The 16,385-nt window shown below is 72.6% G+C and carries 13 protein-coding genes; 3 read left to right on the forward strand and 10 right to left on the reverse strand.

The features are described 5' to 3' along the window. Positions 1 to 2 precede the first annotated feature (2 nt). The 5 genes from ABZW30_RS24120 to ABZW30_RS24140 all read right to left on the reverse strand — a co-directional run bounded on the left by ABZW30_RS24120 (position 3) and on the right by ABZW30_RS24140 (position 6,631). Positions 3 to 1,442, reverse strand: coding sequence for an ABC transporter permease (locus tag ABZW30_RS24120; RefSeq protein ID WP_355673248.1), 1,440 nt, complete (start codon positions 1,440 to 1,442; stop codon positions 3 to 5). Further along, positions 1,439 to 2,380 (reverse strand): ABC transporter ATP-binding protein, encoded by a 942-nt coding sequence (locus ABZW30_RS24125; RefSeq protein ID WP_355673249.1) that lies wholly within the window; start codon positions 2,378 to 2,380, stop codon positions 1,439 to 1,441. The genes ABZW30_RS24120 and ABZW30_RS24125 overlap by 4 nt, the downstream gene beginning before the upstream one ends. Positions 2,381 to 2,568: 188 nt before the next feature. Next, complete coding sequence (locus ABZW30_RS24130; protein WP_355673250.1) at positions 2,569 to 2,724, reverse strand: DUF6131 family protein; 156 nt, start codon at positions 2,722 to 2,724, stop codon at positions 2,569 to 2,571. A 245-nt stretch (positions 2,725 to 2,969) separates the two neighbouring features. Next, positions 2,970 to 4,370, reverse strand: coding sequence for a threonine/serine exporter family protein (locus ABZW30_RS24135; RefSeq protein ID WP_355673251.1), 1,401 nt, complete (start codon positions 4,368 to 4,370; stop codon positions 2,970 to 2,972). 590 nt (positions 4,371 to 4,960) lie between these two features. Then, positions 4,961 to 6,631 (reverse strand): phospholipase, encoded by a 1,671-nt coding sequence (locus tag ABZW30_RS24140; protein WP_355673252.1) that lies wholly within the window; start codon positions 6,629 to 6,631, stop codon positions 4,961 to 4,963. 197 nt (positions 6,632 to 6,828) lie between these two features. Here ABZW30_RS24140 and ABZW30_RS24145 point away from each other — a divergent pair, with 197 nt between their 5' ends. Next, a complete protein-coding gene (locus tag ABZW30_RS24145) occupies positions 6,829 to 6,990 on the forward strand; it encodes a hypothetical protein (RefSeq protein ID WP_355673253.1) in 162 nt (53 codons plus the stop codon). Between the two features lie 2 nt (positions 6,991 to 6,992). On the opposite strand, the gene ABZW30_RS24150 is transcribed toward ABZW30_RS24145, so the two are convergent. Together ABZW30_RS24150 and ABZW30_RS24155 are read right to left on the reverse strand one after the other, a co-directional pair. Next, positions 6,993 to 7,454, reverse strand: coding sequence for a hypothetical protein (locus ABZW30_RS24150; RefSeq protein ID WP_355673254.1), 462 nt, complete (start codon positions 7,452 to 7,454; stop codon positions 6,993 to 6,995). Positions 7,455 to 7,587: 133 nt separating this feature from the next. Beyond that, complete coding sequence (locus tag ABZW30_RS24155) at positions 7,588 to 9,486, reverse strand: putative Ig domain-containing protein (RefSeq protein ID WP_355673255.1); 1,899 nt, start codon at positions 9,484 to 9,486, stop codon at positions 7,588 to 7,590. A 1,270-nt stretch (positions 9,487 to 10,756) separates the two neighbouring features. On the opposite strand from ABZW30_RS24155, the gene ABZW30_RS24160 reads away from it, so the two are divergent. Continuing rightward, complete coding sequence (locus ABZW30_RS24160) at positions 10,757 to 11,506, forward strand: ABC transporter ATP-binding protein (RefSeq protein ID WP_355673256.1); 750 nt, start codon at positions 10,757 to 10,759, stop codon at positions 11,504 to 11,506. After that, complete coding sequence (locus ABZW30_RS24165) at positions 11,500 to 13,974, forward strand: ABC transporter permease (RefSeq protein ID WP_355673257.1); 2,475 nt, start codon at positions 11,500 to 11,502, stop codon at positions 13,972 to 13,974. The genes ABZW30_RS24160 and ABZW30_RS24165 overlap by 7 nt, the downstream gene beginning before the upstream one ends. A 75-nt stretch (positions 13,975 to 14,049) precedes the next feature. Here the strand turns inward: ABZW30_RS24165 and ABZW30_RS24170 are convergent, their stop codons facing one another. The 3 genes from ABZW30_RS24170 to ABZW30_RS24180 form a co-directional block, all read right to left on the reverse strand. Beyond that, the gene (locus tag ABZW30_RS24170; RefSeq protein WP_355673258.1) at positions 14,050 to 14,934 is read right to left on the reverse strand and encodes a LysR family transcriptional regulator; all 885 of its coding nucleotides are present in this window, start codon (positions 14,932 to 14,934) and stop codon (positions 14,050 to 14,052) included. A gap of 34 nt (positions 14,935 to 14,968) precedes the next feature. Then, positions 14,969 to 15,472 carry a hypothetical protein gene (locus tag ABZW30_RS24175; protein WP_355673259.1) on the reverse strand — a complete coding sequence of 168 codons (504 nt, stop codon included), beginning with the start codon at positions 15,470 to 15,472 and terminating at the stop codon, positions 14,969 to 14,971. A 92-nt stretch (positions 15,473 to 15,564) separates the two neighbouring features. Continuing rightward, on the reverse strand, positions 15,565 to 16,347 hold the full coding sequence (locus tag ABZW30_RS24180; RefSeq protein WP_355673260.1) for a class I SAM-dependent methyltransferase: 783 nt from the start codon (positions 16,345 to 16,347) through the stop codon (positions 15,565 to 15,567). Positions 16,348 to 16,385: the final 38 nt, after the last annotated feature.

A 16,385-nucleotide genomic window follows, 5' to 3' on the forward strand; every position in this document is an offset into this window, starting at 1 on the left:
CGTCAGCCCTTCGTTGAGGTCGTTGAGCTCGTTGGGTTCGTTGGGTTCAGTTCGGCCGTCGCGGCCGTTGAGTCCGTTGCGGAGGAGAGCAGCTCGACCTGACCGTCGAACTGCCACAGCGGGTTCGGCGCGTCCCCGGTCGGGGTGTGCACCAGGAAGTAGCCGTTCACTTCCTTGGGCCCGTCACCGTCCGCCGTCAGCCGACCGTCCGGGGCCACGTCGAGTTGGTAGACCGCCGTCCCCGGCGCGGCCGTACCGGGCAGGTGCCAGGTGACGACGCAGCGCCAGTCGTTGCCCGGCCCCTCCGGGTCGACCTGGCCGTCACCCCGCTCGCACGCCGCCGTGACCCGCAGCTGCGCCTCCGTGACGGCGGGGCGGTGCAGCTGGTCGGTCTGCAGCCGGTACAGGTGCGCGAACACGGTCGCGACGGACTGCTGCACCTTCCCCTGCGAGATCCCCGAGCCCGTCGAGGGCGCGGCCACCGCGACCGCCCCGACGGTCAGCGCGAGCAGCCCGGCCAGCGGCAGCACCCCGAAGGCGAGCGCGCGGCGACCCGTGCCGTCCTCGCTGCCGTTGGTGAAGTCCCGCCGTACGAAGAGCCGGTAGGCCGCCGCGGTCGCCACCACGGCCCACACCAGGCTCACCGCGACGGCGATCAGCAGCTCGTCGAGCTGCGCGGGGTCGGCAAAGAGCCCGTTCCAGGAGACGAAGGCGTAGCCGGGCAGCGCGAGGCGCAGCGCCACCGGCAGCGACAGCGTCTGCGCGAGCTGCATCGCGACCGCCGCCAACGCGGGCACCAGCAGCCCGATCGGCGAGCGCCCCAGGATGACGGAGCCGAGCAGGCCGATCGCCGCCAGCGCCAGGGTCGGCGCCAGCGCGCACACCCAGGCCAGCAGCACGCTCCCGGCCGCGTACGACGGGGACAGCTGGTGTCCGTCGACGCCGACCAGCGGCTGGTTCCCGACCCCCGCCAGCCCGCCCACCGTGCTCGCGGCCACCAACCCGGCCACCATCAGCACGATCACGGTGGCGCTCGCCAGTGCCTTCGCCGCGAAGATCCGCCGCGGCGAGCGGACCGCCACCAGCAGGTGCCGCCAGGTTCCGAGCCGGTCCTCGGCGGCGAACACGTCACCCGCGACCACGGAGGTCAGCAGTGGCAGCGCCCACGAGCCGGAGAAGCCCAGCACCACCAGCGGGCCTGCCCAGCCGGTGGCGTGCATCCAGCGGCCGAACAGGGTGTCGGACGGCAGGGTCCCCTGCTGGGCCACCGCCGCCGTGAAGAGCCCCGGCAGGGTCCAGCAGGCCAGCATCAGCAGCCGGATCCGCCACTGGGAGACGAGCTTGACCACCTCGAAGCGGTAGACCCGGCTCACCGGTACCGGGCGCGCCCCGGGTGCGGCGTCGGTACCGACCGTCGTGTCCTCGGCCATGGCCCTGCTCATGGCCGCCCCTCCTGCCGCTGATCGGTCAGAGCGAGGAACGCGGCCTCCAACGGCGGTACCACGGGGACGACTTCGCGCACCCGCACGCCCGCGTGCACCAGCGCGGCCACCAGGTCCTCGACGGCCGGCGCCGAGGCGCGCACGACCAGCGCCTCACCCCGAGCCCTGGCTTCGTCAACGACCCGCACCCCCGCGGCCTCGGCGGCCACCCGCCGGGCGGCCGCCGGATCGGAGGTGAGCAGCCGGTGGTCGAGCTCGCGGGTCTCGGCCGCCAACTTCTCCAGCGGGCCGGAGAAGCGGACCCGCCCGGTCGCGAGGATCGTGACCTCGTCGCACAGCGCCTGGAGGTCGTCCATGCGGTGGCTCGACAGCACGACGGTCACCCCGCCGTCCGCGAGCCGTCGCAACGCCCGGTGCACATGCTGCTTGCCGGCTGGGTCCAGACCGTTGGAAGGCTCGTCGAGCACCAGCAGCCGGGGGTTCGTGAGCAGCGCCGCGGCCAGCCCGAGCCGCTGCCGCATGCCCAGCGAGAACCCCCGCACCCGGTCGTCGGCGACCTCGGTCAGCCCGACCTCGGCCAGTACCTCGTCGATCCGCCCCGGCCGCGGGTCGGGCCCGCTCAGCGCGGCCAGCGCGGCCAGGTTCCTGCGGGCGGTCAGCGAGGGGTACAGCCCGGGCCCGTCCACGAATCCGGCCACCCCGTGCGGTGCCGCCAGGGCCCTCCCGACCGGTCTGCCCAGCACCTCCAACTCGCCGCCGTCGGCGACGGCCAGCCCGAGCAGCAGCCCGAGCAGGGTCGTCTTCCCGGCACCGTTCGGCCCGGCCAGCCCGTGGATCCGCCCGGGCGCCAGGTCCAGCCCGACCCAGTCGAGCGCCACGACGTCACCGAAGTATTTGGTCAATCCACGTGCCCGTACGGCAGGTTGCGTATCGTCCATAGCCCCATCTCACAGTCCCTCAGGGAACGTAGGGCGTTGACGAAGCGCAGTCAGGAGCGCGCGGTTGAACGCCGATGAAACAGCAGACGGCCTCCTCCCCGACGGCAGGCCCGGGCCCGACGACCGGCCGGACGCAGAGCGCGACGGCGCCGGCTCAGGGGTCCGCGGTGAATGGACCGGATGTCGGGTCAGTAGTAGTGGCGACGTCCACCGACGGCGTGCCCGACGGCTCCGGCGAACCAGAGGACGAGGCCGATGAGGAGCAGGATGACGCCGATGGTCCACAGGATCGGAATCCCGATGATGAAGCCCACGATGAGCAGGATGACGCCGAGCGCGATCACGATGTCCTCCCTGGGGGTGACGGTGACGGTTGACGGGAGGGACCGGCTGCGGCGCGCTCGGCGCCGGAGCCGCCCCTGGACGGCGGAGCCGTCACTTCTCCGGCCCGTCCCATGAGCCGCGTCTACCGCCCCACGGGCCCGGTAAACCCCTGACCGGCCCCCAATGTCATCCGGCCGAGGGGACGGGATCGCCGGTGAACAGGGTGCGGCGGTCCTCTCACGTGTTCATGCCTGTCGACCGCTCCTCAGCGACGGTGGCGGCCCCTGCGCCGACGGGCGGCCGGAGCCACGCCCGGCGCCGGGAGGAACAGCCGGGCCACCTCGCGGCCGAGGTTCACGCCGATGGCGAGGGCCATCGCCGTGGCCGTGGCGCGCCCGAGGCCGCTGAGCCCCGTCTCGGGTTCGCCCCGGACGAAGGCGACCAGCCCGAAGTACAGCAGTGACCCGGGCAGCAGCGGCCCCAGCGCGGCGGTGACGAACGGCAGTGCGGAGCTTCCCCGGTACCGGGCCATGAGCTGGCCGGACAGGCCCACCAGCACCGCGGCGAGGCCGGTGGCCATGATGGGCTCCCCACCGGCGTCGACCAGCACGGCGTAGGTCGTCCAGCCCGCCCCGCTGTTGACCAGGACTCCCGGCAGCGTGCCCGGCTCGGTGTTGAGCAGCACCGCGAAGGTCAGGGTGAGCAGGATCGCCGCCGCGAGCTGGAGCGGCGGGTTCGACGACGACGCCGGAACGCCCTGGGCCGCCAGGTCGGCGCCGTTGTTGACGCCGACGTAGAGCACGGTCATCACCCCGACGACCACGCCCGCCATCAGGTACAGCACTTCCAGCAGCCGCGCGGCGGCGGTGAGGTAGAAGCCCGCGAGGCCGTCCTGCACCGCCGCCACCATGGGCCATCCGGGCAGCAGCGCGTACAGCCCCCCGATGATCACCACCGACCCGCGCAGGTGCAGCTGGTTGAAGGACATCAGGATGCCGACCACCGCGGCCGGGGTCGCGGCCGTCGCGATCCGGTAGAAATTCGGCAGGTCATGGCGACCGACCAGCTCCGACAGCCGGTCGCCCGCCATGGCCGTGACGACGGCACTGACGAACACCAGCCAGGCTCGGGCGTCGGCCCGGCCGCCGACCAGCATCGCCGCTGCGCCGGCCAGCAGGCCGCAGGAGAGGACCAGCGCCCAGCCGGGGTAGCGGCGGCAGTGTCGGCGAACCGCCCTCAGCCTGTGGTGGGCGTCGTTCACGCGGAGTCCGCCGACGGTGATCTCGGTGACCAGTCGGAAGAGCGCCGCCAGCCGCGCATAGTCCCCGGCGGGGTGGTGCACGGACCTCTCGGCCGTCACCGGCGGCCCGCCGGGGCCGTGCTGGTAGGAGATCGCCACCCGGGTGAAGGTGACCTGGGGATCGCAGGGCCGGGCCCGGTAGGTCCGCGCGACGGCGAGCATGGCCGCCTCGACGTCCTCCGCGGCCTCGCCGCAGGCCAGCATCAGCTCACCCACCAGCAGTACCAGGTCCAGGACGGCGGCCACCTCGGCGGGCCCCGGCTCGTCCGCGCCGGTCACCGCGCGGTCACCGACCAGCGGACGGGCGGTGGTCGGGGTGCGCAGCAACGGCAGCATCAGGTCGGGCCAGTGGGCTGCCGCGTCCATGTAGGCGCTCTCACTCGGCGCCCCGGATACGCCGGTGTCCTGCCGGGGCGCCGTCGGCCTTCCGGGCGACCGCCCAGGGGCAGGGTCGGCCTCCTGGGCCTCATCGGGCTGTCCCTGCGGCGGCACGCGCCGGCCGGCCGAAGCCTCCGCCTCGGCCCACACACCGAACCGCTCGTGTTCCGGCATCATCGCTCCCCGCACCACCCCCACACCGCTACTCTTCGCGCCCATTTGACTACCCGGAGCCATCGATTCGTGAACGTCGCGCCCGGAGTGCGGCGGACCGTTCGCGCCCGGCGTCCGGGTACGGCCGGGCACCGGACGCCGGGGGCTGGGCGCTGGGCATTGGGCGCTGGGCATTGGGCGCTGGGCATTGGGCGCTGGGCGTTGATGGGATCATCCGAAGACCGGCTCAGGCGGTGGGCGGGCCCGGCGGCCGACCGGCGCCCGCAGGTCTCAGACGGGCGGCTCCCGGGTGAGCCGGTAGTGCCGCGGCCGGTGACGGCCCCGGGCGGCAGGGCCGTCCCGTCGAGCGGACCGGTGCCGCCGGACTGGTTCCGTCCGGCGGCACCGGCAAGGGTGGTGCGGCGTCAGCCCTGGCAGAGGCCGCGGGTGTAGTCGTACGTCGCGGCGGCCTGGGAGTACTGCCACTGCGGAGCGAGCAGTTGGTCGTTGAGCTGCGTCGCGGCGGTGCGGTTCTCGACGAGGTAGCCGAAGTCCTGCAGCCAGGCCGGGTAGAGGTTCTTGGAGCCGATGAAGAAGGCGGATCCGTCGACCGAGACCAGCTTGTGGTGCAGCGCGTAGGGGTGGCCGTCGGCCCAGGTGGAGGTGGGGGCGGCGCGGAACGGGGCGAGCTGGAGGTTCTGGCACATCGCCGTCTTCGCCTGGGCCGGGTCGCCGAGGCGGGCGGTGAGGCGGGCGGCGAGGGTGTCGCTGATCTCGTTCAGGGACTTGATCTGCGAGTAGCCGCCGCTGCCGACCGCGCCCCGGTTGCCGGGGTCGCTGACCACGATGCGGACCTTCACGCCGTCGGCGAGCTTGCCCGCGAGCAGGTCGAAGAGCCGTACGTCGTAGCGGGGCATCGGCGGGCAGGTGCCGGTGACGTCCTGCTGGGAGATGTCGATGCGACTGTCCGCGCTCGCGATCAGCGCGCGCAGGGCGTTCTCCTCCGGGTTGACGGTCTCGTAGTCGCGGTCGCCGTTGGTGTTGTCGTGCAGGCCGATCGGGCCGCACTTGACGTCGTCGGCGACGGGCGCCGGGCCCGGGTGGTAGTCGGAGGCGGGGTCGTTGTCGCGGATCCCGACGCCCAGACCCCCGACGGCTATCACCGACTGGCCGCCGGTGGCGGGCACCCGGTCGACCGACGGGTTGAGACGCCGCTCCAGGTCGGGGGTGCAGGCCGCGCCGTTGGAGGCGGCGAACCATGCTGCCGAGAACGTCCCGGTGTTGCGGCAGGTCCAGTCCCACAGGGTGTCCAGGTAGGAACCGGCGGAGCCGGCGGCCGGACCGGTCAGCGCGAGGTCGACGTCGGTGACCGGGTGGGTGGTGTCGAGGTAGTCGTTCTTCCAGTTGTTGATCCCACCGGCGATGACGCTCTGCCCGTCGACGACCAGCAGCTTGGAGTGGTTCCAGGAGAACGCGGTCTTGGCGGTGGTCATCGAGGCGACCTCGAGGGTCACGCTGCCGGCGGCGCGACCGAGCTTCGCCACCAGCTCGTCCCGGTACTTGGACGGCAGCGCGGTGATGTTGTACAGCGGCGCGGCCCCGGCGAGGATCCGCACGTGCGGCTTGTTCCCGGCGGCCACCGACGCCTTGAGGCCGTCCACGATGGCGTTCTGGAACGCGCCGTCCGGGAACGGCGCGAGGGTCGAGATGTCGACGGTGCGGGTGGCGTGCGAGATGTTCTCGCGCATCTTGTCGAGCAGCCGGCGGGTGCCGGTGCGCTCGGTGCAGGAGGGGTCGCCCCAGCAGCCGGGGGTCTGCAGCAACCAGCCTCCCGGATCGTCGGCCGGCGCGTCGAGCCGGTTGCCCGCCGTACGCTGCCACACCGTCCCCTCCAGGCCGGGCGACACCTGACGCAGCGTCTGCTCCACCGCGTCCAGGTGCGGGGTGGCATCGGTTTGCCCGGCGGCGGCCGGGGCCGGGGCGGGAGCCGGATCGGCGAACGCCGGGGCGACGGGCAGCACGCAGACGGCGGCGGCGAGGGCCAGCGCGGAACCGGCGAGACGGCGGCCGGAACGGCGGGGCTGGTGATCGAGCACGTACAAGTCCTTCATGAGAGGCCAGTGATATTCACTCGGATGACACTGTTAAATTACCCTAAGGTAACCTGATCTCGTGTCAGGACCCCATCAAGAAGGGCGCCGACGCTCCGGGCCGGGCGGGTGAGGATCCGAGCGCGGACCCCCACGCCGACGACCGGTCAGCCGTCACCGGCCTCGGGTACGGGGCAGGGAAGGTGACGGTGGACCAGGACGGCAGCGGCATCGACTTCCTCATCGACGCCACCGCCGCCCGGCTGTACCCGGAGGGCACGATGCACCAGGCCGCCACCGAGGCGGACGCCTTCGTCGGCCGTCCGGACCGCACCGGCTGCGACGTGCCCCGTGGCGGGCGCTGAGCTCAGCCGGTGACCTCCACCGTGACGTCGTACGTGCGCTGCTCGGGCCCGCAGTTGAGGGCCTCGCCGCAGCTGGTGCGGGAGGCGGTGAGGTGGGCGGTGCCGGGCTTGCGGGCAGCGAAGGCGGTGGTGACGGTGCCGCAGCCCCCGCCCGGGCGGCAGGAGGGGGACGGGGAGGTGGCGGGGGAACCGGCCGGGGCGACGATGTCGGGGGCGGAGCTGGTGGCGGCGGACCAGTAGGTGCTGTGCAGGTCCACGGAGACGGTCGCGCCGACGGCGACCTTCAGGGTGGTGTGGTTGGCCTGTTCGTCCGCGGTGACCGCGGCCGGCGTGGTCGTGGGCACCAAGGCGGTGGAGGCCGGGGCGGAGGAGGCCGTCGTGGTGCCGGTCGAACCGCAGCCGGCCAGGGCCAGCAGGGCGGCGACGCAGGTCAGGGCGAGGGCGGTCGGTCTTCTCAGGTTCACAGTGGTTCCCTTGTGCCGATGTTCGAGGGGTGTCGATTCGACGCGTCGGAGGCCGGATCGGATCCCTTGAAAACCAAAAAACCGCACCGGGGCGGGCCCAAGGCCCACCCCGGCGCGTTCGGCGCGTCGATCGTCAGGAGACGGTCACGTCGTCGTAGTAGGTGTAGGTCGGGTCACCCGGGTAGTTGTCGTCGTGGTTGCTCAGGGTGAGCGTGTACGAGTGACCCGGGGTGACGGCCGCGGTCTGGTTGGTCCAGGTCGCGGTGGCGGCGCAGGTCTTGGCGAGGACCGTGGTGGTCGTGCCGGTGGTGTTGTCCTTCAGCGTCGCGGTGGCCCAGTCGTACGTCACGGTGTCCGGGCAGGTGTTGCTGTACCAGAAGGACACCTTGCTGGAGCCGGTCGGCGCGGTGAAGGTCTGGGCGATCGAGGAGTCGCCGGTCGGGTTGGTGGAGCCGACCATGGCGCCGTAGCTGCCGCTGTGGGCGGCGGCGGTGGTGGCGGAGGTGGAGCCGGCGGCGGTCCAGCCGGTCAGGTTGCCGGTCTCGAAGTCACCGTTGGTGACGGCGCTGCCGCCGCCCGAGGTGGAGGACTCGGTCCAGGTGAAGGTGGTGTTGCCGGCGGCGCCGGTGGTGTCGGTCGCGGTGACCGTCACGCTGGAGGTGCCGGCGGCGGTCGGCGTGCCGGAGATCAGGCCGGTCGAGGAGTTGATCGACAGGCCGGCGGGCAGGCCGGTGGCCGAGTAGGTCAGGGTCTGACCGGAGGCCGAGTCGCTCGCGCTGACCTGCAGGCTGGCCGCGGTGCCGACCGTGCCGGTCTGGTTGCCCGGGTTGGTGACGGTGACCGTGTTGCCGTGGGTCAGGATGGTGTGCGAGATCGCGCAGGAGTTGGTGTCGTTGGACCAGCTGGCCTGCTCGGCGAAGGAGCCGTAGGAGCCGAACGAGACGTTCGCGGCGCCGCCGGTGCTGCCGGGCTTGATCCAGGCGCACTCGTCGGAGTTCTCCTGGCCGTTGTACGAGCTGCCGGTCACGTGGTTGGTCCAGCCGCCGGCCGGGTTCTGGTCGGACATCATCTCGTGCCACTCGTGGCCGAGGGTCATCGTCCAACCGTCCAGGGTGCCGGGCGAGTTGACGAAACCGACACCGCAGTTGGCGCCCTGGTCGATGTTGTACGGCTGGTTCGAGAAGGCGATGTCGCCGTAGGGCGAGGACGCCGCACCGCCGGTGAGGGTGGTGTCACCGTTCCAGTCGTGCCAGGCGCAGTACCCGGTGGTGGGGTTCTTGTAGTCGTCCGGGTTGGTACCGTGCGGCGACAGGATGATGTAGTACGCGTCGCGGTTGGAGGCGGCCGTGGTGTTGCCGAAGTGACCGGCGGCCGTGACAGCCTCCTGGGCCAGCTGGTTGCCGGTGGCCTGGGCGGGCGAGGCGGCCGCGTTGTCGTACCAGACGCCGGACAGCACGCCACCGCTCTGGTACGGGATGAAGTTGGCGTTCGACGGGCAGCTGACGGCGCCACTGGCGACGTTCGGGCCGTCACACCACTGGGTCAGGTCGGCCGACCAGGTCTCGCCGTTGGTGCCGATGCCCTTGAACATCTGCTGGGTGGCACCGGCGGCGCCCGCCGAGTCGCCCGAGAACTTCGCGTTCCCGTTGGCGTCGGTGGTCTGGGTGCCCCACTGGTTGCCGTAGAAGACCAGGTAGACCTTGGAGTGGCCGCTCTGCACGCCGATGCCGTCGACGCCGCCGCCGTAGGACAGCGTCTGCTGGCCGGTGGCCGCGGCCTGGTTGTGGGCGGCGAGCCACTGCTTGTAGTTCTCGTGCTGCTGCTTGCCCGGCACCGCGCCGTGGCGGTACTGGTGCCCGTTCTGCGGGCTCCAGGGGTTGAACTCGTTGGCCGTGCTGCCCTGGGAGCCGGAGATGTCCTGCGCGGCGGCCGGACCGGCCGCACCTGCCAGGCCGGCGGCGGCGAGCGCGAGCGACGCTATTCCGGTGAGCGCCGCGTACTTGGCGCGCCGCGTTCTGCGGGAGTGACCCATGGGGTGAGGGTGCCTCTCTCGTACCGATCGCCCGTACGGCTGGGGGCCGCGAACGATCCCTTTGTGGGGAAGGAGCAGACGGCGAATTCCGCCGAACGCCAAATCCGGTCCTATGTTCCGACACCGGAATTGACTGCCCGTCGACTTCGAGCCGCCTGCTGGGCATGAAGGAAAGCAGAGCTGATGAACGCGGGTCAACGGCGACGGGTAAGGAATCATTAAGAATGGATGTCAGGGCAGGTGAAGTCCCTGATGGGCAGTGAAGTTGACGCGTGTAGCCATTCACTGAATAGCGGTCAGAACACTGTTTTCCCATTCAGTGAAACGTCGCATCCTCAACATTTTCGACATGGGCTGTGAACGGCTTTCGACGCGCCGACGCACGGCAGCGTGGCCGTCGGGGAAAGCGCTGCCACAAGCGCCGCCGCCAAGGCGGGCCAGGTCAGTTCGGCTGCGAAGCCGCGTTCGACGTCCCACACGGCCCGGGCTGCACCGGATGGCCCGCGGTGGTGTTCGGCGGGAGACTGGCCGCAGGGGTCGAGGCACGGTTGGAGCGCAGCGACGGTCGATGGGCGGACCCTCGCCGAGGTGATCGCCTCCGATGGGCCGCTGCCGCCGCGCGAGGCCGCCCGGGTCGGCGCCCGTGGCCGGATCCCACACGTGCAGCAGGTTGTCCATGGTGGTGGCGACGGCGAGGCCGCCCCGGACGGCGAACCCGACGGCGGTGACCGCGAACAGGCCCTCGCCGAAACGGCGCAGGGCGGTGGGCCCGGGGGCGGCCCGGGCGGGGGGCGGTCGGCGGTGTCGCGGTACCTGGATGTCGGCACTCCAGGACAAGGGAGGTGACCCGCCCGCGACCACTGTCGACGCTACGCCTCACCCCGCCGGGCGACCACGCGCCAGGTGCACGGACGCCGCGACGGTGCGCGGGACGCCCGGTCAGCTGCCGGGGTCGTGGGGCCGCGTGTCGATTGCTGGCCCAGACCGTCTTGCCATCCTCCAGGAGCAGGGCGCCCCAGCGGGTGGCGGCCTGCTGGACGATCAAGAGCCCGTGCCCGGACCCCTCGCCCGGATCAGGGGTTCCTCAGGGTCAAGATCAGGGGCTGTCCGGAGGTGTGGACGCCGTGTCCGGCCCTAGCGTCGGCGCGGCGGGTGACCCATGTCCCCGACCGACCCCCAGGGAGAAGGCGGGCGAGTGTTCCGGAACAGGGCAACAGCGGCACGGGCGTCGAGTCCGGCCTCCGTCGGTGCGACGGACTCGGGCGCCATCGTGCGCCTGACCGACGTACACCGGACGTACCGCCGCGGCAACGACCGGGTGCGGGCGCTCGACGGGGTGGACGCCGACTTCGCGACGGGCACGTTCACCGCCATCATGGGCCCCTCGGGCTCGGGCAAGTCGACGCTGTTGCAGTGCGCGGCGGGCCTCGACCGGGTCGACGCGGGCACCGTCCTGCTGGACGGCGCGCCGCTGCACGAGCTCCCCGAACGCGCCCTGACCGAGCTGCGCCGCGAGCACATGGGCTTCATCTTCCAGTCCTTCAATCTGATCCCGGCGCTGACCGCCCGGCAGAACATCGAGCTGCCGCTGCGGTTGGCCGGGCGCGCGATCGACCCGGCGGCGATCGACCGGGGGCTGTCCGGGGTCGGCCTCGCCGAGCGCGGCGGGCACCGGCCCGCCGAGCTCTCCGGCGGGCAGCAGCAACGGGTCGCCATCGCGCGGGCGCTGGTGACCAGGCCCAAGGTGGTCTTCGCGGACGAGCCGACCGGCGCGCTGGACTCGCGTACCGCGCGCGAGGTCCTGGCGCTGCTGCGCGGCGTCGTCGAGCAGCACCGGCAGACGGTGGTCATGGTCACCCACGACCCGGTGGCCGCTTCGTACTCGCAGCGGGTGCTCTTCCTCGCCGACGGCAGGGTGACCGGCGAACTGGTCGAGCCGACGGCCGAGGGCGTGGCCCTGCGGATGGCCGCGCTGGAGCCCGGATCCCAGCCCGGCGGCAGTGGGCCGAACCCGTGCTGAGGATCGCCGCAGCCACCCTGCGCCACCGGCTGACCGGCTTCCTGGGCGCCTTCCTCGCGCTCGCGCTCGGCACCACCGTGATCGGCATGATGACGCTGACCCTGGCGGCCACCTTCGGCACACCGCACCCGGGGCCGCAGCGGTTCGGGGAAGCCCGGGTCGTGGTCGCGCCGCAGGGCTTCGAGGGGCACCCGATGAAGGCCCCGGCGGTGCTGCCGGACGAGGTCGTGACGAAGGTGACCGCGGCCGGGACGGCCACCCCCGACCGCAGCTTCCCGGTGCGGCTGGACCCCGGCACTGCGGGGACGACCGGGCACCCCTGGTCCTCCGCCGCCTTCGCGGGCTACCGGCTGACGGCCGGGCGCGCGCCGCAGGCCCCGGACGAGATCGCGGTCGGCGGCGGCGCCGAGTCGCTGATCGGGCGTCAGGCCGAGGCCGTCACCGCCGCCGGCACCGGCCGCTACCGGGTGGTGGGGGTCACCGACGCCCGCTGGTTCGAGGACGCGGTCTTCTTCAGCGACGCCGAGGCGCAGCACCTGTCACCCGGCGTCAACGCCCTGGTCACCGACCGGAACGCGAAGCAGCTGTCCGCGCTCGTGGACGGCCGGGCCGTGGTCCTCGGCGGCGGCGAGCTGACCCGGATCGACCCCGACTCCACCGGCGGCGCCCAGGCACTGGCCAACGCCCAGGCGATGGCGGGCAGTACCACCGGACTCGCGGTCTGCGTCGCGGTGTTCGTCGTCATCGCGACCTTCGCCTTCGCCACCGAACAGCGCCGCCGCGAACTGGCGCTGCTGCGGCTGGTGGGTGCCGCGCCCCGGCAGGTGCGGCGCATGGTGCTCGGCGAGGCGCTGCTGGTCGGCCTGGCGGCGGCGGTCGTCGGCTGCCTCCTCGCCCCGCTGGGCACCGCGCCGCTGCGCTCCTGGATGCTGGACCACCACGTGGCCCCGGCCTGGTTCACCATCCCCTTCGACCTCCTGCCGCTGCTGGTCTCCTTCGTCATCGGTGTGGCCGCGGCGCTGGCCGGCTCGGCCGCCACCCTGGTCCGGGTCTCGCTGATCCGGCCGATCGAAGTCCTGCGCGAGAGCGCGGTGGAGCGCCGGGGGATGACGCCGGTCCGCTGGCTGCTGGGGGCCGGGATGCTGATCGGCGCGGTCGCGGCGGGGACCGCCATCGCCCGGACCGAGCCGTACCTCGCGGCCAACGCCCGTAAGTACCAGGTAGTCCCGGTCCTCTACGTCGGCGCCGTCGCCCTGCTGGCACCGATCCTGCTGCGGCCGGTCACCCGGCTGCTCATCGGCCCGCTGTGCCGCTCGGCCAAGGCCGGGCCGCTGCTGGTGCGCGAGAACATCCTCACCGCCCGGCGGCGTACGGCCGCCACGGTGGCGCCGCTCGTGGTGGCCGTCGGGCTGGTCGGCACCCTGCTGACGGTGCAGAAGTCCGGTGACGCGGCGGTGCTCGCCCGGCAGAAGCAGGAGTTCCACGCGGCGGACGTGGTGGTACCCGGCAGCTCCGGGACCTCCGGGACCTCCGGCATCGACGCCCGGACGCTGGAGCGGCTGGCGGCCGTACCCGGGGTCCGGGTCACCCCGGTCACCTCGATGAACATCCGGATCGGGACCGCGAAGGGAGACCAGATCGACTCGCTGAGCACGAACGCGGTGCCCGCGGCGGCACTCGGCACGACCGTCACGCCGCCGGTGCTCTCCGGCTCGCTCGCCTCGCCGCCCGAGGACTTCCTGGTCATCGACGACCACGCGGCCCGGTCCGACGGCCTGTCGGCCGGGGACGAGGTGGTCACGCTGCTGCCGACCGGCGCCCAGGTCCGGACCGTCATCGCGGCGATCGTCGCCCGCGGCCTGCACGGCGACGACGCCTACCTGTCCGCCGCGCTGACCGGCGCGGTGATGCCGAGCCTGGTCTACCTCGACTCCTCGACGGGCCCGGGCCTGCCGCTCGACGCACAGCAGACGGCCGCGGTGAACCGGGCGCTGGCCGGCTCCGGCGCGCACGTCACGACCTACGACGCCTACCTGTCGGCCCAGCGCGCGCACGCCGCGGAGCAGACGGACAACGCCGCGGTGGTCCTCCTGGGGGTCGCGCTGGCCTATGCGCTGATCGCGGTCGCCAACACCCTGGTCATGGCGATGGCCGGACGGCGACGGGAGTTCGCCCTGCTCGGACTGGCCGGCGCGGTGCGCGGCCAGATCGTGAAGGTGGCCGCCGCCGAGTCCGCCGTGGCGGTGGTCGTCGGCACCGTGCTCGCCGCGGTGGCGACCGGCCTCGCCGCGGTGACCCAGCACGTCTCGCTGAGCAGGCTCGCGGCCGGGGCTCCGACGGTGATCCCCTGGGCGCCGCTCCTGGGGACCGTCGCACTCTGCGCCGTCGTCACCGTGGTCACCGCGTCGGGGGCCGCCGGACGGGCGACCCGCTCACGGGCTGTCGAGGCCTCGGGCCTCCGCGAGTAGGACACCGCCGGGCGTTCGGGCTTCCTCCCGAACACCCGGGCCCCGGTGAAGCGGACGGCGGACACCACGACCCGCTCACGCCGGACAGGCCTCGATCAGGGCATCGATCACGACACCGACCGAGGGGCGCGCGGCCGAGGTGGATCGCCAGATGGCGAAGACCCGGCGCCGCGGGGCGTCCGCCAGGGGCACGAACCGCACCGGAGCGGCGGTCGGCTCACGTCCCAGATGCGGGATGATGGCGATGCCCAGTCCTGCCGCGACCAGTGCGATCTGGGTCGGGTGTTCCGCGGCGGTGTGGGTGATACGGGCCTGCTTGAGGCTGCGCACCAGCCATTCGTGGCACAGCTGCCCGTTGCTGGAGGTGATCCAGTCCTCATCACCCAGGTCGGCCAGGCTCAGCGTCGAACGGCCGGCGAGCCGATGGTCCTGGGGCAGGGCGATGTCGTAGGTGTCGTCGAGGAGAGTGCGGTGCTCCAGCCCCTGCGGGAGGGCGAGCGGATCGTCGATCCAGTCCTCGACGACTGCCAGGTCCAGCAGCCCGCGCCGCACCGCCGGGATGGCTTCGGACGGCTCTTGTTCCCGCATCGACACCGTCAGGTCCGGGTAACGCGACCGCAGGGCCCGCAGCGCCGGCGGAAGCAGTCCGCGGGCGGCGGTGGGGAAGGCCGCGAGCGTGAGGTCGCCGGTCACCTCTCCGTGGTGCTGCGCCATCGTCGCCATCACGCGCTCGACCTGCGCGAGCAGCTCTGCGGCCTGATCGGCGAGCAAGGTGCCGGCCTCGGTCAGGCGGATGCCCCGGCCCTGACGTTCCACCAGGTGCGCACCGGTCTCCTGCTCAAGGCGTGCCATCTGCTGAGAGACCGCCGAGGTGGTGACGTGCAGGAGCCGTGCGGCACCCACGACGGACCCGGTCGTCGCCACCGCGTGCAGCACGCGCAGGCGTTCGAGGTTCAACATCTCAGTGATGCTACGAGATGCGGTCCACAGACATTCACTTGTGCTTCCCGGTGATCGAATCCAGAGTTGGCGGAGTGCAGCAGGCCGAGGCCATCGGGGGAGTGCCGGAAACCGATCGCTCGGGTTCGGTGCGGTGCGCGTCCCAGGGGCCGCGCGCTCTCGGCCTGGTGCCGACGCTGTCGAGGGACCCTCGCAGCGCTTCGAGGTCGACGCGTCCGCCCGTGACATCCCGGTAGCGGACGCGTCGCCACCTCGCTTCCTCCAGGACTTCCCCCGCACCGCATTCCTCAGGAGGCACCACCATGTCCGCCGTGCGCGACGAGATCGCGCTGTCCGTCGCCACGACCGGCGTCACGGTCGGCGTCACGGCCGGCATCCTGGCTTCGCCCACCACCGGGCGCCGTTGCCGTCGGCCGATCGGGTTGGCCCGGTGCTTGCAGTCGGCGTCGGCCTGAACGGTGACGATCTCCTGCCGGCCGGCGATGGGAGGGCACGCAGTGCGCGAGCGGTCGACCCGGCGGTGGCCGGCGACGATCACCGGAAGTCGTGGATCGAGGAGTCGATCCGGAGCTGCTTGCCCACCTCGCGCACTACGTGCCCGGTTCGAGCGGTGGGTGAAGCCCCGACGGGTCAGGCCGCGGCGCGGCGGATGGTGAGCATGTCCTGGGTGTGACCGATCGCGTAGCCACCGTCGGGCTGGGTGAAGTGCTCGCGGACGTAGGCGGTGAGGGCGGCGCGGGTGGGGCGGGGGTCGAGGGTGGCGAGGTCGGCGACGTTGACCATGAACTCGGCCACGTCGACGGCCTCGCCGAGGTGGGGCGTGCGGTAGTGCAGAGCGAGGGTTTCCAGGGCGTAGCCGTGCGAGGGCTGTTGGGCGCGGAGGAGGTCCTGGAGGGGGCGCAGGTCGTAGCGGACGCCGGTGAAGTGGGCGGCCATCCGCATGCAGGGGCTGTCGGGGTTCTGCAGGACGATCAGGAGGGTGCCGCCGGGGGCCGTCCAGTCGAGGGCCCGGGTGACGGTGGGGAGCCAGTCGGGTTCCGGGACGTAGTAGAGCACGTGGGAGAAGTGGACCAGGTCGGCCGGCTCGGGCGGCTGGGCCCGGTCGATCGGCTCCGGGAGGACGAGGGCCTCGGGGCAGGTGGTGCGGAGCTTCTCGCGCATGGCGGCGCTGGGCTCGATGGCGATCACCCGGTCGAAGTGCCGGGCCAGGTGGGCGGTGGTGCGGCCGTCGCCGGCGCCCATGTCGAGCAGGACGCGGCGGTGCGGGAGGGCGGCCACGATCTCGCTCAGCCGGGCGTGGGTACGGGGCTTCTCGTCGGTACCGGCGAGGAAGAGTTCGAAGGCCCTGCGGTAGTCGGTGCCCGAGACGTCGAGCACTCGGACCGGAACGGTGTCGGTGGCCCAGGGATTCATCGGTCTCCATGCGGTGTGCGGACTCGGCGGCGGGCTTC

The organism is Kitasatospora sp. NPDC004669 (assembly GCF_040609455.1).
GTDB lineage: Bacteria > Actinomycetota > Actinomycetes > Streptomycetales > Streptomycetaceae > Kitasatospora.